The organism is Agrobacterium vitis (assembly GCF_014926405.1).
Classification (GTDB): domain Bacteria; phylum Pseudomonadota; class Alphaproteobacteria; order Rhizobiales; family Rhizobiaceae; genus Allorhizobium; species Allorhizobium vitis_H.
The window spans coordinates 445,020-468,655 of the sequence record NZ_JACXXJ020000005.1; the positions used below are offsets into that span (position 1 = coordinate 445,020).

General features: G+C 58.1%; 21 protein-coding genes and 2 pseudogenes. 14 read left to right on the forward strand and 9 right to left on the reverse strand.

Annotated features, from left to right (window positions below):
- Window positions 1-276 precede the first annotated feature (276 nt).
- Window positions 277-1,314, reverse strand: coding sequence for a DUF2793 domain-containing protein (locus IEI95_RS13110; protein WP_194416542.1), 1,038 nt, complete (start codon window positions 1,312-1,314; stop codon window positions 277-279).
- On the opposite strand from IEI95_RS13110, the gene IEI95_RS13115 reads away from it, so the two are divergent.
- A complete protein-coding gene (locus IEI95_RS13115) occupies window positions 1,313-1,471 on the forward strand; it encodes a hypothetical protein (RefSeq protein WP_194416543.1) in 159 nt (52 codons plus the stop codon). The genes IEI95_RS13110 and IEI95_RS13115 overlap by 2 nt on opposite strands.
- Before the next feature lie 68 nt (window positions 1,472-1,539).
- Here the strand turns inward: IEI95_RS13115 and cysQ are convergent, their stop codons facing one another.
- The 3 genes and pseudogenes from cysQ to IEI95_RS13130 form a co-directional block, all read right to left on the reverse strand.
- Window positions 1,540-2,322 (reverse strand): 3'(2'),5'-bisphosphate nucleotidase CysQ, encoded by a 783-nt coding sequence (gene cysQ / locus IEI95_RS13120; protein ID WP_194416544.1) that lies wholly within the window; start codon window positions 2,320-2,322, stop codon window positions 1,540-1,542.
- Window positions 2,323-2,413: 91 nt separating this feature from the next.
- A pseudogene (gene cysC / locus IEI95_RS13125) lies at window positions 2,414-3,001 on the reverse strand (adenylyl-sulfate kinase); the annotation flags it as partial.
- A gap of 520 nt (window positions 3,002-3,521) precedes the next feature.
- Window positions 3,522-4,727, reverse strand: a complete 1,206-nt coding sequence (locus tag IEI95_RS13130) for a multidrug effflux MFS transporter (protein ID WP_015916939.1) — start codon at window positions 4,725-4,727, stop codon at window positions 3,522-3,524.
- A gap of 317 nt (window positions 4,728-5,044) precedes the next feature.
- Between IEI95_RS13130 and IEI95_RS13135 the strand changes: the two genes are divergently transcribed.
- From IEI95_RS13135 to minE, 10 genes are all read left to right on the forward strand, one after another.
- The gene (locus IEI95_RS13135; RefSeq protein WP_015916938.1) at window positions 5,045-5,671 is read left to right on the forward strand and encodes a TetR/AcrR family transcriptional regulator; all 627 of its coding nucleotides are present in this window, start codon (window positions 5,045-5,047) and stop codon (window positions 5,669-5,671) included.
- A 262-nt stretch (window positions 5,672-5,933) separates the two neighbouring features.
- Complete coding sequence (locus IEI95_RS13140; protein WP_015916937.1) at window positions 5,934-6,836, forward strand: branched-chain amino acid ABC transporter permease; 903 nt, start codon at window positions 5,934-5,936, stop codon at window positions 6,834-6,836.
- A 4-nt stretch (window positions 6,837-6,840) separates the two neighbouring features.
- The gene (locus IEI95_RS13145; RefSeq protein WP_156537042.1) at window positions 6,841-8,232 is read left to right on the forward strand and encodes a high-affinity branched-chain amino acid ABC transporter permease LivM; all 1,392 of its coding nucleotides are present in this window, start codon (window positions 6,841-6,843) and stop codon (window positions 8,230-8,232) included.
- A complete protein-coding gene (locus IEI95_RS13150) occupies window positions 8,232-9,107 on the forward strand; it encodes an ABC transporter ATP-binding protein (protein ID WP_071207383.1) in 876 nt (291 codons plus the stop codon). Before IEI95_RS13145 ends, IEI95_RS13150 begins: the two co-directional genes overlap by 1 nt.
- Entirely contained in the window at window positions 9,107-9,835 is a 729-nt protein-coding gene (locus IEI95_RS13155; protein WP_041697011.1) for an ABC transporter ATP-binding protein, read from the forward strand. The genes IEI95_RS13150 and IEI95_RS13155 overlap by 1 nt, the downstream gene beginning before the upstream one ends.
- Before the next feature lie 54 nt (window positions 9,836-9,889).
- Window positions 9,890-10,243, forward strand: a complete 354-nt coding sequence (locus IEI95_RS13160; RefSeq protein ID WP_070166573.1) for a DUF6867 family protein — start codon at window positions 9,890-9,892, stop codon at window positions 10,241-10,243.
- 134 nt (window positions 10,244-10,377) lie between these two features.
- Window positions 10,378-11,493 (forward strand): branched-chain amino acid ABC transporter substrate-binding protein, encoded by a 1,116-nt coding sequence (locus tag IEI95_RS13165; RefSeq protein ID WP_194416545.1) that lies wholly within the window; start codon window positions 10,378-10,380, stop codon window positions 11,491-11,493.
- Window positions 11,494-11,722: 229 nt separating this feature from the next.
- On the forward strand, window positions 11,723-12,523 hold the full coding sequence (minC, locus tag IEI95_RS13170) for a septum site-determining protein MinC (protein ID WP_194416546.1): 801 nt from the start codon (window positions 11,723-11,725) through the stop codon (window positions 12,521-12,523).
- 132 nt (window positions 12,524-12,655) lie between these two features.
- Window positions 12,656-13,471, forward strand: coding sequence for a septum site-determining protein MinD (gene minD / locus IEI95_RS13175; RefSeq protein WP_015916930.1), 816 nt, complete (start codon window positions 12,656-12,658; stop codon window positions 13,469-13,471).
- The gene (minE, locus tag IEI95_RS13180; RefSeq protein ID WP_015916929.1) at window positions 13,468-13,728 is read left to right on the forward strand and encodes a cell division topological specificity factor MinE; all 261 of its coding nucleotides are present in this window, start codon (window positions 13,468-13,470) and stop codon (window positions 13,726-13,728) included. The genes minD and minE overlap by 4 nt, the downstream gene beginning before the upstream one ends.
- A gap of 86 nt (window positions 13,729-13,814) precedes the next feature.
- On the opposite strand, the pseudogene IEI95_RS13185 reads toward minE, so the two are convergent.
- A pseudogene (locus tag IEI95_RS13185) lies at window positions 13,815-14,117 on the reverse strand (Atu4866 domain-containing protein); the annotation flags it as partial.
- A gap of 17 nt (window positions 14,118-14,134) precedes the next feature.
- Window positions 14,135-14,860, reverse strand: coding sequence for an SDR family oxidoreductase (locus IEI95_RS13190; protein ID WP_194416548.1), 726 nt, complete (start codon window positions 14,858-14,860; stop codon window positions 14,135-14,137).
- A 118-nt stretch (window positions 14,861-14,978) separates the two neighbouring features.
- Between IEI95_RS13190 and IEI95_RS13195 the strand changes: the two genes are divergently transcribed.
- The gene (locus IEI95_RS13195) at window positions 14,979-15,869 is read left to right on the forward strand and encodes a LysR family transcriptional regulator (RefSeq protein ID WP_194416549.1); all 891 of its coding nucleotides are present in this window, start codon (window positions 14,979-14,981) and stop codon (window positions 15,867-15,869) included.
- Between the two features lie 624 nt (window positions 15,870-16,493).
- Entirely contained in the window at window positions 16,494-16,979 is a 486-nt protein-coding gene (locus IEI95_RS13200; RefSeq protein ID WP_156535373.1) for a protein kinase, read from the forward strand.
- Between the two features lie 94 nt (window positions 16,980-17,073).
- On the opposite strand, the gene IEI95_RS13205 is transcribed toward IEI95_RS13200, so the two are convergent.
- The 3 genes from IEI95_RS13205 to IEI95_RS13215 form a co-directional block, all read right to left on the reverse strand.
- On the reverse strand, window positions 17,074-17,607 hold the full coding sequence (locus IEI95_RS13205; RefSeq protein WP_156535374.1) for an AAA family ATPase: 534 nt from the start codon (window positions 17,605-17,607) through the stop codon (window positions 17,074-17,076).
- A 248-nt stretch (window positions 17,608-17,855) separates the two neighbouring features.
- A complete protein-coding gene (locus IEI95_RS13210; protein ID WP_194416550.1) occupies window positions 17,856-18,824 on the reverse strand; it encodes a response regulator in 969 nt (322 codons plus the stop codon).
- Between the two features lie 261 nt (window positions 18,825-19,085).
- A complete protein-coding gene (locus IEI95_RS13215) occupies window positions 19,086-22,463 on the reverse strand; it encodes a hybrid sensor histidine kinase/response regulator (protein WP_156537041.1) in 3,378 nt (1,125 codons plus the stop codon).
- A 297-nt stretch (window positions 22,464-22,760) separates the two neighbouring features.
- Between IEI95_RS13215 and olsC the strand changes: the two genes are divergently transcribed.
- Window positions 22,761-23,591, forward strand: coding sequence for an ornithine lipid ester-linked acyl 2-hydroxylase OlsC (gene olsC, locus IEI95_RS13220; RefSeq protein WP_156537040.1), 831 nt, complete (start codon window positions 22,761-22,763; stop codon window positions 23,589-23,591).
- Window positions 23,592-23,636: the final 45 nt, after the last annotated feature.

The following is a 23,636-nucleotide window of genomic DNA, read 5'->3' on the forward strand; positions in this document are numbered from 1 at the left end:
CCTCCTGGAGCAGCCGAGCCGATTATACCGGTGTCGACTGTTCCAGATTCTTGGTTGCGTGCAGATGCGAGCCGAGTGTATTTCCTCTGCTCCCGCACCGCCATTTGTTCCCGACTAAAGTTCTTGTGGCTTATGTAGTCCCAAATAGGGCGCTCGTCATGAACAAACTTAATGAATGGTTAACCTTCTGAAGAAAATGTTTCTTCTTGGGTCTATTTTCTCAATTCGGAACATTGTTGCCATTTTGCTACGCCACTTTGACGACGATAGTGTGCATCATATTAGAAATATCGAAAATTTTACACCCGCACCGGTGGTGGAAAATGTGGCCGTGCCATTATGCAACAGGCTGATTTCCGCTCCGGCCTCCAGCGTGATCAGGGCTGTCGCATGGGTCTCTGTAGCGGCGGCGGTGGTGCCGACAGTCATCTTTGCGAGGCTCGTCTGGGCGCTATCCACCACGGTAGTGGTATAGGTGTTGGTAGCTGTTGTGGAGAGGGTGACAGTGATCAGGTACAGCCCGGCGACTGGCACTTTCAGGCTCTGGCCATTGCCGCTTGCCGTCGCGGTGGCAAGCAGCACATTGCCCTGACTGATGGCCAGCCCGTTAAAGCCGGTGACCATGCCGCCGGAAACCGCAAGGGACGGGCTCGTCAATTCGGCCCTGGCGGCGGGTCTTGCGGGCTGGGTGACGGTTCCGTCGCCGCTAATCAACAGGGCGGTGGTCCAACTGCCACTGTCATTGCAGACTTTGATGCTGAACTGGTCCGACCCGGCCAGCCCCATTTCGGCGCGGCCTTGCCAATTGGATTGGTAAAGCAGCGTTGCTGTATTGCTTTCGCCCGCCTTGTTGAGTTTGAACCTGTTGTCGCCACCGGCATGATTGAAAAGCACGGCATCGCTCGACACTGCCAGCCGGTTGGTATCATCAGCCGTGGCATTGATACCAAGCCGGGAAAAGGTGGCCGTGTCGGGCAGGGCGAGATCCTGCCAGGCCGTGCCGTCATAGGTCTGCAATCGGCCTGTCGCACGGACATAAGCGCGCCAACCGGCGGCGGGTGCCAGGAAAGCCCAGCTGTCATCCTGCCAGGCGGCGATATGCGCTTCCTTGCCAGCCCAGGCATCCGTCGCGGTGGCGGCAACCCAGTAACAGGTGCCAGCGGCAGGGGAGGTAGGTGGCGTGGTAAAAGTGCCCTCAATCACAAGCTGCGTTACCGCATCCAGAACCAGCAGCGCTTCGTTATGAGTGACATGTTTCTGGGCTTGGGAGGGCAGGATATAAGGCAAATCGAGGCGTGGGCTATTGTCTGCCATGGTCATCTCCATCAATGTGGAGCGATATCCGGTTGGCAAGCAAGACCTGGCCGGAGATCGCATCCTGTCAAAATCCGGAGCTGGCCAAGCCGATGGGATCGGCAAGCCAGCTCCAGCGCTCGCGCCATTATCGGTGCGGGCGTTTGACCGTGGATAAGACCGGCAGGAGAGATATGATTTTTCAGGCAATTCCCGGTTTCGCGTTCACCGGGGAAGGCTGAAGGCTCAGGCCTGTTTGCCGCCCCAGGCGATGAAGGAGGGATTGGCGAAGTCGCTGTCATCCAGCTGATCGCGTTTGCCGTAGAGCAGCGGTGCGCCGTCCGGCCCGACCGTTATGCCGCCAGCTGCCCGCAGCACGGCGTCGCCTGCGGCTGTATCCCATTCCATCGTTCGGCCGAAGCGTGGATAGACATCGGCCGCACCTTCCGCCACCAGGCAGAATTTCAGCGAGGAGCCGACAGAACGGGTATCGGTTATGGCGTGGTTTACCAGGAATTCCTCGGTTTCCGGGCCGCTATGGGCGCGGCTGGCGACTGCAATCAACGCACCCGAAGGAGTACGGACCGTGATGGACTGTCGGGAGACCGGTTGGAAATTGGCATCGATCTCGATCTTGAGGGCGCCACTACGGTCGCCAATATAGGCTTGGCCGCGCGCCGGAGCATAGACGATGCCCATGACCGGAACACCGGCCTCGATCAGCGCGATATTGACCGTGAAATCGGAGCTTTTACGAATGAATTCCTTGGTGCCGTCAAGCGGATCGACCAAAATGAAGGGCTGGTCCCTGGTCTGAGGAATATTGCCGGCGGCAACGGCTTCCTCGGCCACAACGGGAATAGCGGGAAACTGGGCAGCCAGGGCGGCAAGAATGATCGCTTCCGCCTGCTCATCGGCCTCGGTCACCGGAGAGGCATCGCTTTTGGTGCGCACCGTTGGGCCATTGTGGAACACGTCCATAATATCGCGCCCAGCGGCTATTGCCGCCTTTTCAAACAAATCAATCACGTCATGTTCCTCAAAAAACGCAGGCTAACACGATACGTGTTCAATTTTTCCACTCTATTTGTCCATGTCTTCTGTCAGATGGAGGCTTCTATCAGGCAGGTGCGATTTCGGTGAGATAACCAATCACCTGGTTGGCCATTTCCGTTGGAGTGGCCTGCGTGGTCTTCAAATGAATATCCGGATGTTGTGGCGCCTCGTAACTGGAACTGACCCCGGTAAACTGCTTGATCTCTCCCATCAGCGCCCGGCGATAAAGGCCCTTCGGATCGCGCCGCATGCATTCCTGCAAGGGCGTATCGATGAAAACTTCGATGAATTCACCGTCTGCCATCAAGGCGCGGGCCATGTCGCGGTCGGCCTGAAAGGGGGAGATGAATGAGACGATCACGATTAGGCCTGCATCCGCCATCAGCTTGGCGACTTCTGCTACCCGGCGGATATTTTCCACCCTGTCGGCATCGGAAAAGCCCAGATCGCGGTTCAATCCGTGGCGGACATTGTCGCCGTCGAGAATATAGGTGTGGTATCCTTGGCCGTGCAGTTGGCTTTCCAGGGCGTTGGCGACAGTTGATTTTCCCGAGCCCGAAAGCCCCGTCAGCCAGATCACCCGGGGATGCTGGCGTTTGATGATAGCGCGCGCCTCCCGGCGAACCTGCAATTGCTGGACGACGATGTTTTGCTGTGACGTCACGATTGTCCTCGTGTCATGCGCTGCTATCATCTTTCGGCGTTTCCCCTCGAAACGATGGCCCTATTTTTCTGCCGTCTGCCTGCTTAAGTTTAGTTTATAACGATTGAATCGATGAATGAAAGTGCCTTTTATTGCCATTTCTTAGGATGGCATCCTCAATGTGGACCGCATTCCCGGATTTGATCAATGTAAAATATCTCAAACCTATCAGTGGCTTGACGCATTTGAAAGTTAAATACGAAAGGTCATTTTCAATGGACGCCTCGTATTTCTTTCCACAGAACCCTGTGATTGATATCTCAAAAGGCGGGCAGCATCGCTATGCATGCGCACAGCTCTTTAGCTTGGAATAGGATTGAATAAACAGGAGCTGTCAAGGGCAAGCGGCAATGCTTGCCCTATCGTTTTACTGCATGATTCCTTAAATCGGAATCGGCTTAAGCCGAGAATTATGCAGCAGATGTAAGGAGTTACCGCGCCATCATTCGGGCAAAAATCCCGATCCTCGTCAGGCTTTTTCGGGAACTGTTGTCTCTTGCCGATCCTCGAAAAATACCTGGGTGACAAGTACGGCCAGGATACCGCAACCGGCCATGACGCAGACCAGAGGCAGGGCGGTGCCGTTTTCCAGCAACCCAAGGACAAAACTGGACAGGGCGCCTGCGCCAAAGGAAAGGCCTCCCGCCAGGGCGGCGGCAGTTCCGGCAATTGAGCCATGGGCTTCCATTGCCAGCACGTTGCAACCCGGCATGATGCCGCCGATGGACATGACGAGAATAAACATCAGGATGCAGGTGACTGTCAGGCTATCGGTGCCGGTCAGCTGGGTGGCGACCAGTATCAGGGCGATAACCGTATAGAGCAGCACGGAGCCGCGTACTGCGGCCTTGACACCGAACCGTGTGGCAAACCGGTTGCAGATCTGCGTGCCGATACCAAGGCCGATTGCGTTGGTGCTGAAGATAATCGAGTAACTGATGGCCGAAAGCCCGTAGACCGTCATCAGCATGAAAGACGACCCGGCGATATAGGCGAAGAATCCGCCCTGGACGAGTGCCATGGTGCCCGCATAGGGGATGAAATTGCGGCTGATCAGCAAGCCGCCATAGGTGATGAGGGCGCGGCTGGGCTTACTGGAAGCGCGGTCGGCCGGCAACCGGGTTTCGGGAAGCCAGAGCGCAACGACCACGAAGCACAGCGCCGCATAGCAGCCGAGCAATACAAAAATCATCTGCCAATTGGCTATTTTCAGAATGAGGCTGCCGGCAAAGGGTGCGAGGATCGGGGCGACGCCGATGACCAGCATCACCATGGACATCAGCTTTGTGGCTGCCGGGCCGGTATGCGTGTCGCGGATGATGGCTGTTCCAATGACCATGCCGATCGAGCCGCCCACGCCCTGCATGAAGCGCCATACCAGCAATTGCTCGCCGGTCGATGCAGTCAGGCAGCCGAACGAGGACAGGCAGAAGATCGCCAATGCCACATAAATTATCGGCTTACGGCCGGTCCTGTCGGAAATCGGTCCGTAGAACATTTGCCCGATGGTGAAGCCGGAAAAGAACGTCATGACGGACAGCTGGATCGTCGCGGCTGTGGTCGATAAGCTCGTGGCCATCAGCGGCATGGCGCCCAGATACATATCTGTTGCGAGCGGCCCGATGGCACAGATCATGCCGATCGAGATGGCTAGGAAGAGGGTTTTTCGGTTCATTTTCAAATTCCTGAATCTGACCATGCCCGCCATACATCTTTGCCGCGCTGCACATGAAGCACCATGCATTTCCCTTGACGCATTTGCGCTGCTGCATGATTTTTACCCTGAACCGCCGCGGTTCAGAAAATCATGCAGCAGCTCGCCTTCGGTCCGTTGTTTGCGCAGTCGTCTAGATGTTTGAATCCCGCAGAATTGATCTTTTACCATTTCGGAAGGACAAATTATGCGGTAAGCATGGAAACGTTGTCGTTTCCTCCCGACGATCAGGAAACGCTTTCGTTTCCGTTTGTCAAGTCGAAAGTGTGAGAAGACCGATGTCCGAACAGCAGCGAATGGTCATGCGCCTGCCGGTCATGCCGGATGAGGAACGGCGTGAGCGTATTCTCAAGGCTGCCGAAGTGGTGTTTGACACTATGGGCTTTGGCGATGCGACCATGGAGGAGGTGGCGCGTTTGGCTGGCATGGCGAAAAAGACCGTCTACCGGTTCTTTCCCGATAAGCGCTGCTTGTTCACGGCGCTGATCCAGTCTCATGATCAGTTGCAGATCGAAATCGGTGGCCAGCGTGGGCAAACGGCGGACCCGCGTGAGAGAGTGCGGCTGGCGCTCGAGGCTTTGGCGAGGTTCGTCTTGTCGCCACGCCAGATTCTGGTGACCCGGCTGATCATTGCCGAAGCGGGCAAACATCCCGGCCTGACCCGACAGTTTTACGAGGATTGTGTCGAGAATTTTCGAGCATTTCTGGCGCAGGAGCTGGATTTCCACGTCGCGGGCAGCGCATGCGAGGCGGTTGATCGTCGCGATATTGCCGACATCTTTGTCGGAGCGGTTCTGGGGCCGTTGCAGACGAAGGTTCTGATGTTCGGCAAGCAGGCAGAGGATCTTGACAGCGAGATCCGCATGCGTGTGGACCTAGCGCTGCGGCTGCTGATGCCTTCGTAAAAAACGACGAAACCATCCGCGTTTTTTTCATTCGGCAAGTTGGTCCAGAGTCATCTGCGCGCTTTTTGAGCGCAATTCCAGGTTTAATGCTGAATTTATGCAAAAACTGCCGATATGTTGAGCAATTGACAGAAAAATACGCGCTGCAAAGCTTTTAGGCTTCACATTTTTGTCGAAACCGATATCAAATCCCTCCAACACGAAGAACCCGAATGGGACAACATATGGATGCTGCGTTTGATCGGCATCCGGGGGATAATGTATGGATTATTTCATCCAGCAGCTTATCAACGGGCTGACGCTTGGCTCGATTTATGGCTTGGTGGCGATCGGTTATACGATGGTCTACGGGATTGTCGGCATGATCAACTTCGCCCATGGCGATATCTTCATGCTCGGCGGTTTTGCCGCCTTGATTGTTTTTTTGCTTCTCACGACATTTTTTGCAGGCATTCCAGTGGCTTTGGCGCTGCTGATCATGTTGGTTGTATCAATGTTGATGACCGGTTTGTGGAACTGGACCATTGAGCGGGTCGCCTATCGGCCCTTGCGCGGGTCCTTCCGGCTGGCGCCGCTGATTACGGCAATCGGCATGTCGATTGCACTGTCCAACTTTATTCAGGTCGCGCAAGGCCCTCGCAACAAGCCAATTCCGGCGCTGGTCAATGACGTCTATCATTTCGGCGCTATCACGGTGTCGCTGAAGCAGATGATCATCGTTGCTGTAACGGCGGTGCTGCTGGCGGCCTTCTGGTATATCGTCAACAAGACGCCGCTTGGCCGTGCTCAGCGCGCCACCGAGCAGGACCGCAAGATGGCGGCCCTTTTGGGTGTCGACGTCGACCGGACCATTTCCGTCACCTTCGTGATGGGAGCGGCGCTGGCGGCGGTGGCTGGTACCATGTATCTGATGTATTACGGGGTTGCCTCTTTTACCGATGGCTTCATTCCCGGCGTCAAGGCCTTTACGGCGGCGGTTCTGGGCGGCATCGGCTCTTTGCCGGGCGCAGTCCTCGGCGGCTTGCTGATCGGCCTGATCGAATCCCTGTGGTCGGCCTATTTCACTATCGCCTACAAGGATGTCGCCACGTTCGGCATCCTGGCTTTCGTGCTGATTTTCAAACCGACCGGCATCCTGGGCCGTCCCGAAGTCGAGAAGGTCTGAGATCATGGCAAATGTCGACATTTCCACCGTCAAGGCGCAGCCCGGCCTGATGGCGCGGGCATTGAAAGAAGCCGTGTTCGCAGGCTTGCTGGCACTCGGCCTGTTCGTACTGTTCATCGGCATCAAGACCGACCAGGACATCAACAATGCCCTCGTCTGGTATACACGCTGGGGTCTTCTATCTATTTTCGTGGCGATTGCCGCCATTGGCCGGTTTGCTGTGGTCGCTGTCTTGCGCCCCTGGTCGGCGGCGCGCAAGGCGCGGGCGGCTACAAAGCCCGCCGCTGCCACGGATGCCCGGCCGTCTTTCTTCAAGACACATTTCCTGAAGATCGCGCTTGTGGCGCTGATCCTCTACCCGCCGGTCATTCTCTTTCTGGTCGGCACGCAGGGCTCGCTGAAATATGTCGATAACTTCGGCATCCAGATCCTGATCTACGTCATGCTCGCCTGGGGATTGAACATCGTTGTCGGCCTGGCCGGGCTGCTCGATCTCGGCTATGTCGCCTTCTACGCGGTCGGTGCCTATTCATACGCGTTGCTGTCTCAGCATTTCGGCCTGTCCTTCTGGCTGTTGCTGCCGATATCAGGCATTCTGGCCGCCTTCTGGGGCATCATGCTCGGCTTTCCGGTGCTGCGTCTGCGGGGAGATTACCTCGCCATCGTCACGCTGGCCTTCGGGGAAATCATTCGGTTGGTGCTGATTAACTGGACGGATGTCACCCAGGGCACGTTCGGTGTATCGGGCATTCCCAAGGCGACGCTGTTCGGCATTCCCTTCGATGCCTCGGCGCATGGCTTCGCCAAGACCTTCGGCCTGCCGATGTCGTCAGCCTATTACAAGATCTTCCTGTTCTATCTGGCGCTGGGGCTGTGCATGCTCACCGCCTATGTGACGATCCGGCTGCGGCGTATGCCGATTGGCCGGGCCTGGGAAGCGTTGCGCGAAGACGAGATCGCCTGCCGGTCGCTTGGCATCGACACGGTGAAGACCAAGCTGACGGCCTTTGCCATCGGCGCGATGTTTGGCGGTTTTGCCGGGTCGTTCTTTGCTGCCCGCCAGGGTTTCGTGTCGCCGGAAAGCTTCGTCTTCCTGGAATCGGCGGTTATCCTTGCCATCGTTGTTCTGGGCGGCATGGGCTCTCTGACCGGTATCGCGGTTGCGGCCATCGTCATGGTTGGCGGCACGGAGCTGCTGCGCGAGATGGAATTCCTGAAACACGTGTTCGGTCCTGATTTTACTCCTGAACTGTATCGCATGCTGCTATTCGGTCTTGCCATGATTGTGGTCATGCTGTTCAAGCCGCGCGGCTTTGTCGGCAGCAGAGAGCCGACGGCCTTCCTGAAGGAACGCAAGGCTGTCTCCGGCAGCTTTACCAAGGAGGGTCACGGCTGATGACATCCGGGACGCAAATCATGAACAATGACCCAATCCTGACGGTCGAGCACCTGTCGATGAAATTCGGCGGCTTGATGGCCATCAACGACTTCTCTTTTGAAGCCCGGCGCGGTGAAATTACCGCGCTGATTGGCCCGAACGGAGCGGGCAAGACCACGGTGTTCAACTGCATTACCGGCTTCTACAAGCCGACAATGGGCATGGTCACCCTGCGCCAGAAGGCCGGCAAGGAATTCCTTTTGGAACGCCTGACGGATTTCGAGATCACCAAAAAGGCCAAGGTGGCCCGAACCTTCCAGAATATCCGGCTGTTTTCCGGCCTGACCGTGCTGGAAAACCTGCTGGTTGCCCAGCACAATGCGCTGATGAAGGCCTCCGGCTATACGGTGCTCGGTCTGCTTGGCTTGCCCGCCTACAAGAAGGCGGCGGCACTGTCGATCGACAAGGCGAGGTTCTGGCTGGAGCGCGCCGACCTGATCGAGCGGGCCGACGACCCGGCTGGCGATCTGCCCTATGGCGCGCAACGGCGTCTCGAAATCGCCCGGGCAATGTGTACGGAACCGGAATTACTTTGCCTGGATGAGCCTGCAGCCGGTCTCAATCCACGGGAATCGCTGGCGCTCAACACGTTGCTCAATGGTATCAGAGACGAAACCGGCACATCGATCATGCTGATCGAGCACGATATGTCGGTGGTCATGGAAATTTCCGACCATGTCGTGGTGCTGGAATATGGCCAGAAGATTTCCGATGGCACGCCTGACCACGTGAAAAACGATCCGAGGGTCATCGCGGCCTATCTCGGTGTCGAGGATGAAGAACTGGACGACGCGATTTCCGATGTGGAAGCCGTGGCCGGAGGCAAATTGTGATGACTGCTGAAGCTCTTTTGAAGGTTGAGGCCGTCGAGACCTATTACGGCAATATCCGTGCGCTTGGCGGTGTCAGCGTTGAGGTTAAAAAAGGCGAGATCGTCAGCCTGATCGGCGCCAATGGTGCTGGCAAGTCGACGTTGATGATGACGATTTGCGGCAGCCCGCAGGCGCGGGCTGGTCGGGTGATTTTCGATGGCATGGACATTACCAAAATGCCCACCCATCTGATCGCCCGCCAGCGCATTGCCCAATCACCGGAAGGGCGGCGGATTTTTCCGCGCATGACGGTGATGGAAAACCTGCAAATGGGTGCAGGTCTCGACAATCTCAAATATTTCCAGGAGGACGTCGAGAAGATTTTCACGCTGTTTCCACGTCTGAAAGAGCGCCACGCCCAACGCGGCGGTACGCTTTCCGGCGGCGAGCAGCAGATGCTGTCCATTGGCCGGGCGCTGATGGCGCGGCCCAAGCTACTGTTGCTTGATGAACCATCGCTTGGGTTGGCGCCCTTGATCGTCAAGGGGATTTTCGAGGCGATCAAGAAGCTCAACCAGGAAGAAGGGCTGACCGTGTTCCTCGTCGAGCAGAATGCGTTTGCTGCGCTGAAACTGTCCGACCGCGCCTATGTCATGGTCAACGGACTGGTGACGATGAGCGGTTCCGGTCGGGAATTGCTGGCCGACCCTCAGGTGCGTGCTGCCTATCTCGAAGGCGGACGGCATTAATCGTCGTGCCGTGCTGATAAACTGCGGATAAAAAGACCCCGGAGGGGAAAAGACATGCAGGGTTTGTTTTTCGATACGGATGACCAGGTGCGGATGGTGCTGCGCTTTCTCGTGGTGCTGCTCGGTTTCTGGACCGCATGGCGCACCGGCAAGGCCGTTGCCGAAAACTGGGAAGGCTATGGCCGGGTGGTGATCTACACGCTGCTGCTGGCGCTGGTCATGCGGTTTCTCCATCATGCCCTGTTTGAAGGGCCGATGCTGGATCTCGGTCTTTACGCGATGGATTTTGTCGTTCTGCTGGTGTTTTCGATGGTCGGTTTCCGCCAGCGACGCACCCGCCAGATGGCCGGTAACTATTACTGGCTCTATGAAAAAACTTCCCCACTTTCCTGGAAGAAGAAAGATTGACAGCACCGTCTTTCTCGCCTCTGATGGCCGGGGAAATTGCAATAATAAAGAGTGGAAGAGTTTTCCGGCGCAATCTAGGTGGGTGTTGCGCGGGGGATCGAAATAAGCCCGCCCTAAAAACTGGGAGTATCAGAATGAAGAAGTCGCTTCTTTCAGCCGTGGCGCTGACAGCCATGGTTGCCTTCAGCGGCACCGCCTGGGCTGACATCATCGTCGGTGTCGGCGGTCCCCTGACAGGCCCGAACGCTGCTTTCGGCGCACAGCTCCAGAAGGGTGCCGAACAGGCCGCTGCCGATATCAACGCAGCCGGCGGCATCAATGGCGAAAAGATCAAGATCGTGCTCGGCGACGACGTGTCGGATGCCAAGCAGGGCGTTTCCGTCGCCAACAAATTCGTTGCCGATGGCGTCAAATATGTGATCGGTCACTTCAACTCGGGCGTATCGATCCCGGCTTCTGACGTGTATGCCGAAAATGGCATTCTGCAGATCACGCCAGCCTCGACAAATCCCAAATTCACCGAGCGCGGCATGTGGAACACGTTCCGCACCTGCGGTCGCGATGACCAGCAGGGCGCGGTTGCCGGCAAGTACATTGCTGAAAAGTTCAAGGGCGTGAAGGTTGCCGTCATTCATGACAAGACCCCTTACGGTCAGGGCCTTGCTGACGAAACCAAGAAGGCCATGAATGGTCTGGGCGTCAAGGAAGTCATCTACGAAGGCATCACCCCTGGTGAAAAGGACTATTCGGCCCTGATCGCCAAGATGAAGGAAGCTGGTGTCGGCATCGTTTATTACGGCGGTCTGCACACGGAAGCGGGCCTGATCCTGCGTCAGATGGCTGACCAGGGCGTCAAGGCGCCGATGATGTCAGGCGACGGCATCACCTCCAACGAACTGGCTTCGATTGCTGGCGACGCCGTCAATGGAACGCTGATGACCTTCCCGCCGGATCCACGTAACAACCCGAACGCCAAGGACGTCGTCAAGAAGTTCCGCGACGCTGGTTTTGAGCCAGAAGCTTACACGCTCTACTCCTATGCCGCCCTGCAGATCATTGCAGACGCTGCCAAGGCTGCCGGTTCCACCGATGCTGAAAAGGTTGCTGAAACCATGAAGGCCAAGGGTCCGTTCACGACCGTTATCGGTTCGATCGGCTTTGACGCCAAGGGCGACATCACCCGTCCCGACTACGTGATGTACACCTGGAAGAAAGGCCCTGACGGCAAGTATTCCTACTTCGAAAACTGATTTCGATCAGCTTTGTTGATAGCTTAGGAAAGCCCGGCCTTGCGCCGGGCTTTTTGCATTGCACGCGTGAGTGACATTTGCGTGCAACCGCAAGATTTATTTTCTAACGATTTGAATATTATAGCCAATTAGCATCATCCATATCGGTTGTCTTAACGGATTAAAGAGCTGCGTTAACCTTTTGTTAACCAAATCAGCCGTAAACCAAGTCAACGATTTGTTCATAAAGATGACCGAAGTGCTAACAGAACCCCGCTCAATCCGCATCAAAGGCCGTTCGTTTCTGGCGGTGGTGCTTTCACCGGACCTGCCGGTTGATAACTGGCTGGAAAGGCTGGATGATCTGGCCTCGCGCTCAGCCGGATTCTTTCTTGGCCGTCCGGTGGTTCTGGATGTGGCGGAACTGGCGATCAGCCGGGATGAGCTGAAGGCGCTGATCGCCGAGCTTTCCAGCCGCAATGTCAGCATTATGGGTCTGGAAGGCGCGCGTCCCTCGATGGTGGAACGCGGCATGCCGCCGATCCTCAAGGGTGGCCGTCCGGTGTCGGATGTTGACGTGCCGAAGGCCGAGCCTGAATCATCACCAGCCGAAGACAAGAAAAAGGGCGGTAAAGCCAGCAAATCATCCGGCAAGACTGACGAGATTGGGGAGACTGAAACACCCCAGGCCATGATCACCGCGCCGCAGGCCCGCTCCGTGGTGCAATCCCTGCTGCTGCGTGAGCCGGTGCGCTCTGGCCAGTCGGTGATTTTCACCGAAGGCGATGTGACGGTGATCGGCTCGGTTGCCTCAGGCGCTGAAATCATTGCCGGTGGGTCGATCCATATCTACGGCGCCTTGCGGGGCCGGGCGATGGCGGGGTCGGTCGGCAATGCATCGGCGCGGATTTTCTGCCGCAAGATGGAAGCCGAGCTGCTGGCCATCGACGGCATCTACAAGATGGCCGAGGACATGCCGCCGGAACTGCTGGGCAAGCCCGTCCAGCTCTGGCTGGAAGACGATGTCATCAAGGCTGAAAAAATGGCCTGATGCTGGTTTGAGCCGTGCGGACGTCAGCTTGACGCCGACTCCGCTGGTTAAGGTTGACGTTTAATACGCTGGAAATTTGGTCCAGTGCGACCCGAAGCTTGTGCCGCATGCGGCGAAAGACAGGAGAATGAAATGGGGAAGGTCATCGTTGTGACATCAGGCAAGGGCGGCGTCGGCAAGACAACGTCCACGGCTGCCCTTGGTGCGGCACTTGCCCAGCGCGGCGACAAGGTTGTCGTGATCGATTTTGATGTCGGTCTGCGCAATCTCGATCTGGTCATGGGCGCTGAGCGCCGGGTGGTCTACGATCTCGTTAATGTCATCCAGGGCGATGCCAAGCTGCCGCAGGCGCTGATCCGCGACAAGCGGGTCGATACGCTGTACCTGCTGCCTGCTTCGCAGACCCGCGACAAGGACAATCTGACGCCCGAAGGCGTGGAATGGGTAATTACCGAGCTGAAAAAGCATTTCGACTGGGTAATCTGCGATAGCCCGGCCGGGATTGAACGCGGTGCGACGCTGGCCATGCGCCATGCCGATGTCGCCGTCGTCGTCACCAACCCCGAAGTGTCTTCGGTGCGCGATTCGGATCGGATCATCGGCCTGCTGGATTCGAAGACCCTGAAGGCCGAGCGCGGCGAGCGGATGGAAAAGCACCTGCTGCTGACCCGTTACGATGCCGTCCGCGCCCAGCGCGGCGATATGCTGAAGGTCGAGGACGTGTTGGAAATCCTCTCCATCCCGCTGCTCGGCATTATCCCGGAAAGCATGGATGTGCTGAAAGCCTCCAATATTGGCGCGCCGGTCACACTGGCCGATGCCAAGAGCCTTCCTGCCCAGGCCTATTTCGAAGCTGCCCGCCGTCTGGCTGGTGAGGAAATTCCGGTTTCCATGCCCGAGGAAAAGCGTGGCCTGTTCGGCAAGATTTTCGCACGGAGGGCCGCATGAGCATCTTCAACCTGTTCCGCAGGCCAACCTCGGCGCCGATGGCGCGCGAACGGCTGCAAGTCCTGCTCGCCCACGAACGCGCCGCCCAAGGCTCCGACCTCGTCGCCATCCTGCGCGAGGAAATCTTGGCCGTGATTTCCAAACACGTCCAGGTCGATGCCGACAAGGTCCGCATCAAGGTTGACCGTGACGAGCATGTGTCGATCCTGGAGATCGACGTGGAAATTCCACGGGATGCGCAGGCCTTGGCGGCTTGATGGGGTGAGGGCTGGCCGGTGTGGCTGGCCTGAAGCCGATATGAGATTTTTCAGCCGCAAAGTGGAAGCTTTGCGGCTGTTTTCATTCAATAGACATGCGCATCCTGTGAATATAGATCGACGACCACCGTTATATCGCGCTGTTTGCTCGCCTTCAGCTGGCGATACAAGATCATGCCGGCATGGTGCAAGACGCCGTCAATAAAGTCGCCATCTGCGGTAAATCCGGTGTCGTCCCGGTAATCTATGTGATTGCCGGTCATGACGTAGCTGCCCTGATAAGCACTTTTGCGGTCGCCTCGGGCCTCGTCATAGCGTCCATTTGGCAGAAGTTCGTGGCGGATATGGCCATCTGCGGTGATCCACAGGCCCGAAAATGCATGGTTTTGATGGGGCATGGCGCTCTCTATGCCGCACGGGTGGGGCGCACGACAATTTCATTCACATCAACATCATCAGGCTGTTCGATGGCATAGAGCACGGCGCGGGCAATGGCGTCTGGTTGCAGGGCGATGGCCCGGTAGGCTTTCATCGCGTCTACGGCGATCGGGTCGGTGATGGTATTGGCCAGTTCGCTTTCCACCACGCCGGGGTGGATGCAGGTCACGCGGATGTTCTGGCACTCTTGCCGCAAACCGTCGGAAATCGCCCGCACTGCAAATTTGGTGGCGCAATAGACCGCGGCTGTTGGCGAAACCGCCAATGCGCCAATCGATGCGATGTTGATGATATGGCCAGAGCCGCGATCTGTCATGCCCGGCAGCACGGCGGCAATGCCGTGCAACACGCCCTTGATGTTCACGTCAATCATCCGGTCCCACTCATCCACTTTCATGGAGGCCATGAGCGATAGCGGCATAATGCCCGCATTGTTAACGATCACGTCAACGCGCCCCCAGGCCAGCCGCGCAGCTTCTGCAAAAGCGGCAACATCGACGCGGTCTGTAACATCCAGGCGGCGGGTGAGAACCTCTCCACCTGCGGCTTCGATCTCCTGTGCAAGTGCGCTCAGACGGTCGGTACGGCGTGCGCCGAGCATAACCTTTGCTCCGGCTGCGGCCAATTTGCGGGAAATGGCGGCACCAATGCCGCTGGATGCACCGGTGATCAGAACGACCTTGTTGAAAGACATGGCGATGTTTCCTTCTCTTGCGTCAAACAGCCGTTTTGCTGTTGGCAAAAAGATAGATCAGCATCATTGTTGCGATAAGCTGTCTATTGATTGACATTTTGGAAAGAAAAAATAACCAATGCTGCCGGATCTGAACGCGCTTTCTGTGTTTTTGCTGATTGCCGAAGAGAAGAATTTTCGCGCCGTTGCCGATCGCATGGGGGTCACGCGCTCTGCCGTTAGCCAGACTTTGAACCGCCTTGAAGAGCGTTTGGGCATTGCGCTTGTGCTACGCACGACCCGCAGCGTGAATCTGACGGAAGCGGGCGAGCGGCTTTATCAAGAGGTCGCACCAGCACTTGCCGAAATGCGGGCGGCGGTGGAGCGGGCGGCGGATCTGAGCGAGCGCCCGCGTGGTCAACTGCGGCTTGCTGTTTCCTCCATTGCCAACCGGTTTCTCTCCGGCCCATTGCTGGCAGGGTTTTTGGAAAAATATCCGGAGATTCAGCTTGATGTGACTGTCACGGATGAGGAATTCGATATTGTCACCGAGGGCTATGATGCCGGGGTGCGGCTTGGCGAGGTGATCTCGCAGGACATGATTGCGCTGAGGGTGTCTGGTGATCAACGGCAGCTAGCCGTGTGTGCGCCCCACTATCTTGAGCGGTTTGCTGTGCCTTCGCATCCTCGTGATCTGGCGGATCATCGGTGTATCGGCTGGCGTCCGTCGCCGAGGATGGCACCTTATCGTTGGGAGTTTGCTGAAAATGGGCAGGAGTTCAGCGTTGATGTTGCCCCCAATATCACCAGTAATGACATGGCCTTGATGATTAACCTGGCGGTGGCCGGAGCCGGTATCACTTTTGGGATGGAGGAAAGTTTCCGTACCTTGATCGAGCAAAACCAGCTTGTGCCGCTGTTGGAGGATTATTCCCCGCGCTTTCAAGGTTTTTATCTCTACTATCCCAGTCGCCGCAACATGGCCCCCAAACTGGCCGCACTGGTTGATCATCTGCGCCGCAAGCCGTGAGCAACGTGGATTTACCGCCGCCGGAGCAGCCGGACAGGATGACGACACGGTTCATGGGGAATTCTTTTGGCTTGGGATGGTGGCCCTTGGTGCAAGATATCCCCTCTGCCCTATCATCCGATCTCCCCCCTTGAGGTGAGGTGAGGAAGGGTCGGCGCAGCCAAACAATCGATCCAGTGGATCGATTGTACTGACGAACGCCCGGAGCCATGCGAAGGGCCAAGTCCGGCAGGACACAGGGGGGTAAACGCCACGCACAACGCCACCGATTTCCCCAGCTCAAAATCGCACCAACCCCTCTTTTCCTTCTCACTCGTTATGCGCTAAGACAAGGGTGAGATCGGTTGTAACGAACCGGTCTTGGGGCGTCGTAACCCCGGTAAAAACGGTCAGTGTCGATCGTTAAAAAGACACCCCTCAGCCATAGGTTTGTGGCTGAGGCGGTGAACTGTGTCTATACGGTTCGCTCTCTACCATTCTCTATGGTCGGGGAGGCCTCGGCGCATGTCCAGAGCTTCGGCTTAAAGGTCGGGGCGGTCGTTTTTTTACCGGCTTACGAACTCCCCGATCACCAGAGACAGTTCTCTGGTGATCGCTCGTTTTTCAGCGTGGGAGGAATGGACAATGGCGGATTATAATGTCTGGGCTGATCTTTTCGATACGTGGCAATCGACATCTGACTGGGTGAAAGCTCTTGTTATCGTTGTGCCACCGGTTTTCGTGGCGACCATGCTGGCGCTGGTGCTGCGCTACAGGCAGAAGATCCGGGAAGACGGTCCAGTCACCTCCGGGGTTTACCATCTTTCGCCACCGCAGCAGTTCCAAGCGAGACCGGAGGATATGCCGGAACCGGGCGACGAGATGGACCATATGCTGCTCGACGCCGCCACCAATCTTCAACACCGGCTGGAGAATGCCCGCCGGGCGCTCCATCCCCAAGAGAGTTCCGGGGCCGACCTGGGCAAAGCCGAGATCCGGCAACAGATCACCCAGATCATCCTTGAGGAATATCACCGTGGGTCCGATCCGCAGGTTGCCCTTCGGCGCGGACGAGAGTTCCTCGCCAGCCAGCGAAACGTCCACAGCACCAATCCGGAGGCGAAAGAATAAGCCCAGTTGGGAAAAAAGGATCTTGGTTGGTAGCGAAAACCGGTTCTAACCTCTCAGCCCGGTACTCTTGCGTTTGTCAGGTTCAGCGGCCCCATCAGCCCGCAAGCATTGCCAAGATAAATTCCACGCGCTCCACAACGCTCACCTTTGGCAACACAATCACCTCATATCCCAGCGCCGGATAGACCTCGAGCAGGCGCTGATATTCTTCCTCTGCCGCAGCCAGATCATGCTGACGCTCCGCATCTTGCTGGTAAATTTCCGGCCAAGGCGGGGTGAGAAAAACGTGGGCGTGGTAGCGGTGCTGCTGCTTGAGCGCGTTCAATTGTCTCTCATCGCCGGTCGCAGCTTTCAGCGCGGCGGCGGCGTCGATCAGGCTGCGGTCGAAGAACACCCAGCCGGGGAGGGATGCCGCTCGTTCCCGGTCTTCCAGCGCCATGGCAATGGCACGGTGGGCGAAGGCGGCCAGGTCGATCCAGGGCAGCGCTTTGCCATCTCCGGCCTGTTCTTCCGCCACTATGCGGCGACCGGGTTCTTCTATGGTGGCATAGCCTTTTGCAGCCAAGGCTGAGAGCAAAGTGGACTTGCCGCCGCCAGAGCAACCGGAGAGGATGACGAAACGGTTCATGGGGGGACTCTTGGTTTGGGATTTGGACCTTGGAGCAAGGATACCCCCCTCTGCCCTGCCGGGCATCTCCCCCTCAAGGGGGGAGATCGGATGGGGGAACAAGACCACTCAATCAGTATCCCTACAAACCACTGATAAAAAGAGAATATTTTGGCGAAGAGTATACCCCGCGTCGATCTCCCCCCTTGAGGGGGAGATGGCTGGCAAGCCAGAGGGGGGTATCCTTGCGCAGATATCAGCCTTCTCCCTCACTCCACCCGCAACACCGCCGCCGCCTTCACCGCCGCAGATGCCCTGTTCTCCACGCCAAGCTTCACATAAATCTGTTCCAGATGCTTGTTAACCGTGCGGGCGGCGAGGCCGAGGATTTCGCCGATGTCGCGGTTGGGCTTGCCGCGTGCGATCCACAGCAGGACTTCGGATTCGCGTTGGGTGAGGCCGAAGGCCTGGCGCAGGCGTTCGTCTTCGCGGTGCGGGTTGGCAGCGCTGAGGCGAAACAGATATTCGTCGGCGGCCATGGCGCCGAGATAGGCGATTTGCAGGGCAGGGTGGTTTTCAAGCGGCAAGGACAGGGCGGCGTCGCGGGATGCGCCTGCGGGCTGGCTATTCGTCGCGGTCGCGGGACTGGCGGTGGAAATCGTGGCTGTGCGGGCCTGCATCCAGTCGCCAATGGCCGTGATCACGGTATCCAGCCCGTCTTCACGTCCGGTGGCGGTGGTGATCAGGCGGCTGGCTTGCGGCGTGGACCACAGCAGGCTGCCATCAGCGCGCAAGGCCAGCAGGTGGCGGCCTGCGGCGTCCAGCGCGACACGGGCGCTTTGGGCGGACCGGGCATTGGCGAGATGCACGCGGATGCGGGCGCGCAGCTCGTCGATATTGATCGGCTTGGTCAGGTAATCGACGCCGCCGACCTCCAGCGCATGCACCACATGTTCGGTTTCGCTAAGGCCGGTCATGAAGATGACAGGCACCTGCGCCACTGCCGGATTGGCCTTGATCTGTCGGCAGGTTTCGAACCCGTCCATGCCGGGCATCACAGCATCCAGCAGGATCAGGTCCGGGCTGATCCGCTCGACAATGCCCAGCGCCCCTTGGCCGGACGTGGCAATCAGCACGGAAAAGCCTGACTGTTCCAGCGCATCGGTTAAAAACCCCAGCGCTTCGGGGCTGTCATCCACCAGCAGGATGATATCACGGGGGGAGGTCGGTTCAGCCACGGCGAATTCTTTCCTTAAGGCCAGCGGAACGAACGGGGCGGCGGCACTCCTCTTCTCCCCATCGGGGAGAAGACCCCGGCAGGGAGATGAGGGGGGCGAAGCCAGACCTCGGAGTGAGGCGTTGCGTAAAACAAGCCTTTACACCAAGTCGCCCCCCTCTGGCCTGCCGGCCATCTCCCCCTCGGGTGGGGAGATCGGCTGGGGGATGTCTCGGCGCAAGACCGGCAATGGATTTGCGGTTGGGCGATGGCCTCTGCACGCTCATGCTGCGCCCTCCTGATAGCGATCAAGACAGGCGATCAGCCCGGCCATGTCGAAGGCCTGGACGAAGGGGCGCAATTCGTCGGTGAAGGGCAGCATATCCGGTGTCTTGGCCAATTCCTGCAATTTGTTTTCCAAGCCCCTGATATAGCCGATTTCGGCCAGCTTGCGCAGGTCCTCGCGGTGGGCAAGGCCGGGATCGCGCGGCGTACCAGCGGGCAAGGCGGGGGCGGGCGGCGGCATGTCTTCGGCATAGAGCCAGCGCAGTTTCAGGTGGCGAGCCAGCTTGTCGCGCAGCATTTTCACGTCGACGGGCTTGGGGATGGCGTCGTTATGGCCGCCGGAACCGGGCTCGCGCACCGCGCCATCGCCGATATTGGCCGACAGCATCAGGATCGGCGCGCTCTGGCCAGCATCGCGTAGCCGCTCGACCAATTGCCAGCCATTCATGCCGGGCATGGAAATGTCGACCAGGAAAAGATCGGGTTTGACACCTTCGATCAGCGCCAGACAATCCGGCCCACCCGTGGCGGTCAGCACAATGAAATCCAGGGGCGCCAGCGCCTCGCGCATCAGTTCGCGGTGATCCTCGTTGTCATCGACCACGACAATCGTGCGGCGCGGGCCGTCATAAGAGAGGATCTTGCGCTCCGCCTTGGGTGCCGTGCTGGGCCGGTCGACGGAAGACAGCATCAGCCGCACCCGGAAGGTCGTGCCTTTGTCCTTCTCGCTCTCCACGGCAATTTCGCCGCCCAGCGTATTGGTGAGCAGCTTGGTAATGGTCAGGCCCAGCCCCAGCCCCGGCATCGGGCGGATCGTGTCGGCCTCGCCGCGCTGGAAGGGTTCGTAGATCCGGCTCAGATCCTTTTCGGCAATGCCGCGCCCGGTATCGGTCACGGTGAAGCTGGCGACCTGGCTGCGATAGGCAATGTCGAAACTGACCGTGCCCGCATCGGTAAATTTGATGGCATTGGACAGCAGATTGACGAGGATCTGGCGCAGCCGTTTCTCGTCGGCGCGCACATATTGCGGCAGGTTCTTGGCGCGGGTGTGGGTGAAGGTCAGGCCCTTGGCCTCGGCTTGCGGGCGCAGCATGTCGAGGATCTGATCAAGGAAATCATGGATGTTCAACTCGGCGGAAAACACCTGCAAGCGTCCAGCCTCGATCTTGGAAATATCCAGCAGCCCGTCGATCAGCCCGGAGAGATGGTCGGCGGAGCGGCGGATCACCCGGATGGCGGATTGGCGCGGAGCCGGAATAGTATCGTCCTGCTCCAGCAATTGCGCATAACCCATCACGGCGTTGAGCGGGGTGCGCAATTCATGGCTGAGGCCCACCACATAGCGGCTCTTGGCGCGGTTGGCGGCTTCTGCCGTTTCCTTGGCGGTTTGAAGCGCGGCGTCGGTTTTGCGATGCGCGGCGATTTCCTTCAACAGCAGGCTGTTCTGGCGATAGGATTCTTCTTCCGCCACCAATCGGCTGTCATGGGCCAGCACGTAGAACCAGGTGGCGATGCCGGCAATCACCGAAAACACGAAGAACACGATCAGCACCGTCGCATTGACCACCACTTCGGTCTCTGGCGAGGCGGCGGAGACCTGATGGGCAATCAGCGCTAAGATCGCGCCCACCAGCGAAATCGCCCCGATGCTGGTCATCGCATAGCGGCCAAGCCGGGTCGTCAGCTTTTCAATCACCGTGCTGGGCAGGACTGTGCGGGCGACGGTGCCGACCTGGGTGTTCAGCCGGGCCTTCGGTTTACACATGTCATGGCAGCGGCTATCCAGCGAGCAGCACAGCGAACAGATCGGCGCGGCATAGGCCGGGCACCAGGCCATGTCTTCAGGCTCGAACGGATGTTCGCAGATCGAACAGGTGATATGGCCAAGGTTTTTCCAGGCATGGCGCGGCTTGCGGGCCAGATAGAATTTGCCCTTGGTACTCCAGGCGATCAGCGGCGAAATCAGGAAGGCGACCAGCGTCACGAAGGTGGAGAGCGAGGCGAGCAACGGCCCGAACAGGCCGAAATGGGCGGCCAGCGCCAGACCTGCCGAAATCACCAGCGTGCCGCAGCCGACCGGGTTGATGTCATAGAGATGGGCGCGCTTGAACTCGATGCCCGGGGGTGCAAGGCCTAACCGCTTGTTGATGAACAGGTCGGCAGAAATCGTGCAGAGCCAGGCCATGGCGATGATTGAGAAAATCCCGAGCGTCGCTTCCAACAGCCGGTAGATGCCAAGCTCCATCAACAGCAGCGCGATGCCGACATTGAACACCAGCCAGACCACCCGGCCCGGATGGCTGTGGGTGAGGCGGGAAAAGAAATTCGACCAGGCAAGCGAGCCTGCATAGGCGTTCATCACGTTGATCTTCAGCTGTGACACCACCACGAAGGCGACCATCAGCAGCATGGCCAGCGTCTGGTTGGGCAGGATATAGCCAAAGGCGGCTAGGTACATATGGGCGGGATCGGCGGCCTCGCTCAAGGTGACGCCGGTCGATAGCGTCAGCACTGCGAGGAAGGAACCAGCCAGCAGCTTTGGCACGCCCAGCACCACCCAGCCGGCACCGGCCAGAAACACCATGAAACGGTGGTGCAGCTTGCGCCCGCCTTCCGGCGGCAGGAAGCGCAGAAAATCCACCTGTTCGCCAATCTGTGGCATCAACGCCAGGATGACGGCGGAGGCGGCACCAAAATCGGCGAGACGAAACGGCGCTACGCTCTGCGTTCCGGCATTGGATTGGTGAATGCCGGCAAAGGCCCGCCAAAGGTCGAATTTTTCCCAGTCCTGAAAGGCGATGAACACGAAAGGCGCGATATTCAGCACGATCCAGATCGGCTGGGTGATGAGCTGGAATTTCGAGATCAGCTGGATGCCGTAGGTGACCAGCGGAATGACGACAACAGCCGAAATAATGTAGCCGATTGAGGGCGGAATGCCGAAGGCCAGCGCCAAGGCCCCCGTCATGATCGAGGCTTCGATGGCAAACAGCATGAAGGTGAAGCTGGCATAGATCAGCGAGGTCAGCGTCGAGCCGATATAGCCGAAGCCAGCACCACGGGTCAGAAGATCGATATCGACGCCTTCGCGGATCGCATAACGGCTGATCGGCAGGCCAACCAGCAACATCAGGACGGCAGCGACCAGAATGGCGAAAAACGCATTGGTGGTGCCATAGGATAGCGTGATCGTGCCGCCAATCGCCTCCAGCGCCAGAAAGGAAATCGCGCCGATGGCGGTCTGGGAAATCCGGCTGGAGGAAAACCGGCGCGCACTTTTGGCGGTAAAGCGCAGCGCATAATCTTCCAGCGTCTGGTCGGCCACCCAGCGATTATATTGGCGTCGGACGGGAATGATGCGTTGGCGTGCGGCCATGCCGGAAATCGGATGCTTTCTGATGGGAAACAGGATGGATGGATACTGTCACGGCAAGCCGGGGGTTTTGCAAGGGCGCTTGGCGATGTTCGCGCCGCTTCCTGCTGTTTTTCCATTGCGCAGGAAACTGGAATTGTGACAGTGCTTCGAGAAGATGCGGGGTGACAGGGTTGTGGCGGCTGGACGAAATCCGGTTTGCCTCTATTTTTCCATTTTTCGGGCGTTTGGGTTTTTCAACGCCTGCGCCGGTGTGATCGGCACCGCGATACGCAATTGTTGCATCAGAAAGTGATACCGATGGATATGCCAGCCTCTCAGCCTTCGACCGGTGTGGACAATGAACAGACCTTCGGCACATCAGGCATTCAGCCGATGGACCGGCCAAGCCGCATTACCCGGTTTTTCATGGGCATCGTCGCCTGGGCGGAAAAGCTGAATTACAAATATGCCAAGCTTGGCAATCCACCGGTCTATGACAATGCCACTTTTCCCTGGGTGGCGGAGGTGGAAAAGGCCTATCCGGCCATTCGCGCCGAGCTGGACCAGATCCTGCTTCGTCAGAGCGAGCTGCCGAGCTTTCAGGATATTTCCACCGATGTGAAGACGATTTCCACGGACAACCGCTGGAAGACCTTCTTCCTGCTTGGTTTCGGTGTGAAGTCCGGGGCCAATATCAAGGCCTGCCCGCAAACCTGGAAGGCCATGCAGGCCATTCCCGGCCTGACCACGGTGATGTTTTCTATTTTCGAACCCGGCAAGCATCTACCCGCCCATCGCGGTCCCTATAACGGCGTGCTGCGCCTGCATCTGGGGATGATCGTACCGGAACCGCGCGACCAGATCGCCATCCGCGTCAAGGACCAGATCTGCCATTGGGAAGAGGGCAAGGTGCTGATCTTCGACGATGCCTATGAGCACGAAGCCTGGAACCACACCGACAAGACCCGCGTCGTGCTGTTCGTCGATTTCGCCAAACCGCTGAAATTCCCGGCTCGTCTGGTCAATTGGGCGCTGATGAATATGGCGATCTTCACGCCTTTCATCCGCGAGGGGCTCGACAACCACAATGAGTGGGAAAAGAAATTCTACGCCGAGGCGGAAAAGCTGCGCAACAGCACGGCTGGCTGACAGGCATCGTTTCGATACGCACGATAGTCCTGGATATCCGCGAAA

Coding starts and splice junctions, on each gene's coding strand:
- minC (WP_194416546.1), top strand. CDS start 11,723: ATGACCGAAGTGCTAACAGAACCCCGCTCAATCCGCATCAAAGGCCGT.
- IEI95_RS13215 (WP_156537041.1), bottom strand. CDS start 22,463: ATGGCCGCACGCCAACGCATCATTCCCGTCCGACGCCAATATAATCGC.
- IEI95_RS13140 (WP_015916937.1), top strand. CDS start 5,934: ATGGATTATTTCATCCAGCAGCTTATCAACGGGCTGACGCTTGGCTCG.
- IEI95_RS13195 (WP_194416549.1), top strand. CDS start 14,979: ATGCTGCCGGATCTGAACGCGCTTTCTGTGTTTTTGCTGATTGCCGAA.
- olsC (WP_156537040.1), top strand. CDS start 22,761: ATGGATATGCCAGCCTCTCAGCCTTCGACCGGTGTGGACAATGAACAG.
- minE (WP_015916929.1), top strand. CDS start 13,468: ATGAGCATCTTCAACCTGTTCCGCAGGCCAACCTCGGCGCCGATGGCG.
- IEI95_RS13115 (WP_194416543.1), top strand. CDS start 1,313: ATGGTCATCTCCATCAATGTGGAGCGATATCCGGTTGGCAAGCAAGAC.
- IEI95_RS13150 (WP_071207383.1), top strand. CDS start 8,232: ATGACATCCGGGACGCAAATCATGAACAATGACCCAATCCTGACGGTC.
- IEI95_RS13190 (WP_194416548.1), bottom strand. CDS start 14,860: ATGTCTTTCAACAAGGTCGTTCTGATCACCGGTGCATCCAGCGGCATT.
- IEI95_RS13145 (WP_156537042.1), top strand. CDS start 6,841: ATGGCAAATGTCGACATTTCCACCGTCAAGGCGCAGCCCGGCCTGATG.
- minD (WP_015916930.1), top strand. CDS start 12,656: ATGGGGAAGGTCATCGTTGTGACATCAGGCAAGGGCGGCGTCGGCAAG.
- IEI95_RS13200 (WP_156535373.1), top strand. CDS start 16,494: ATGGCGGATTATAATGTCTGGGCTGATCTTTTCGATACGTGGCAATCG.
- IEI95_RS13160 (WP_070166573.1), top strand. CDS start 9,890: ATGCAGGGTTTGTTTTTCGATACGGATGACCAGGTGCGGATGGTGCTG.
- IEI95_RS13135 (WP_015916938.1), top strand. CDS start 5,045: ATGTCCGAACAGCAGCGAATGGTCATGCGCCTGCCGGTCATGCCGGAT.
- IEI95_RS13155 (WP_041697011.1), top strand. CDS start 9,107: ATGACTGCTGAAGCTCTTTTGAAGGTTGAGGCCGTCGAGACCTATTAC.
- IEI95_RS13110 (WP_194416542.1), bottom strand. CDS start 1,314: ATGGCAGACAATAGCCCACGCCTCGATTTGCCTTATATCCTGCCCTCC.
- IEI95_RS13165 (WP_194416545.1), top strand. CDS start 10,378: ATGAAGAAGTCGCTTCTTTCAGCCGTGGCGCTGACAGCCATGGTTGCC.
- IEI95_RS13205 (WP_156535374.1), bottom strand. CDS start 17,607: ATGAACCGTTTCGTCATCCTCTCCGGTTGCTCTGGCGGCGGCAAGTCC.
- IEI95_RS13130 (WP_015916939.1), bottom strand. CDS start 4,727: ATGAACCGAAAAACCCTCTTCCTAGCCATCTCGATCGGCATGATCTGT.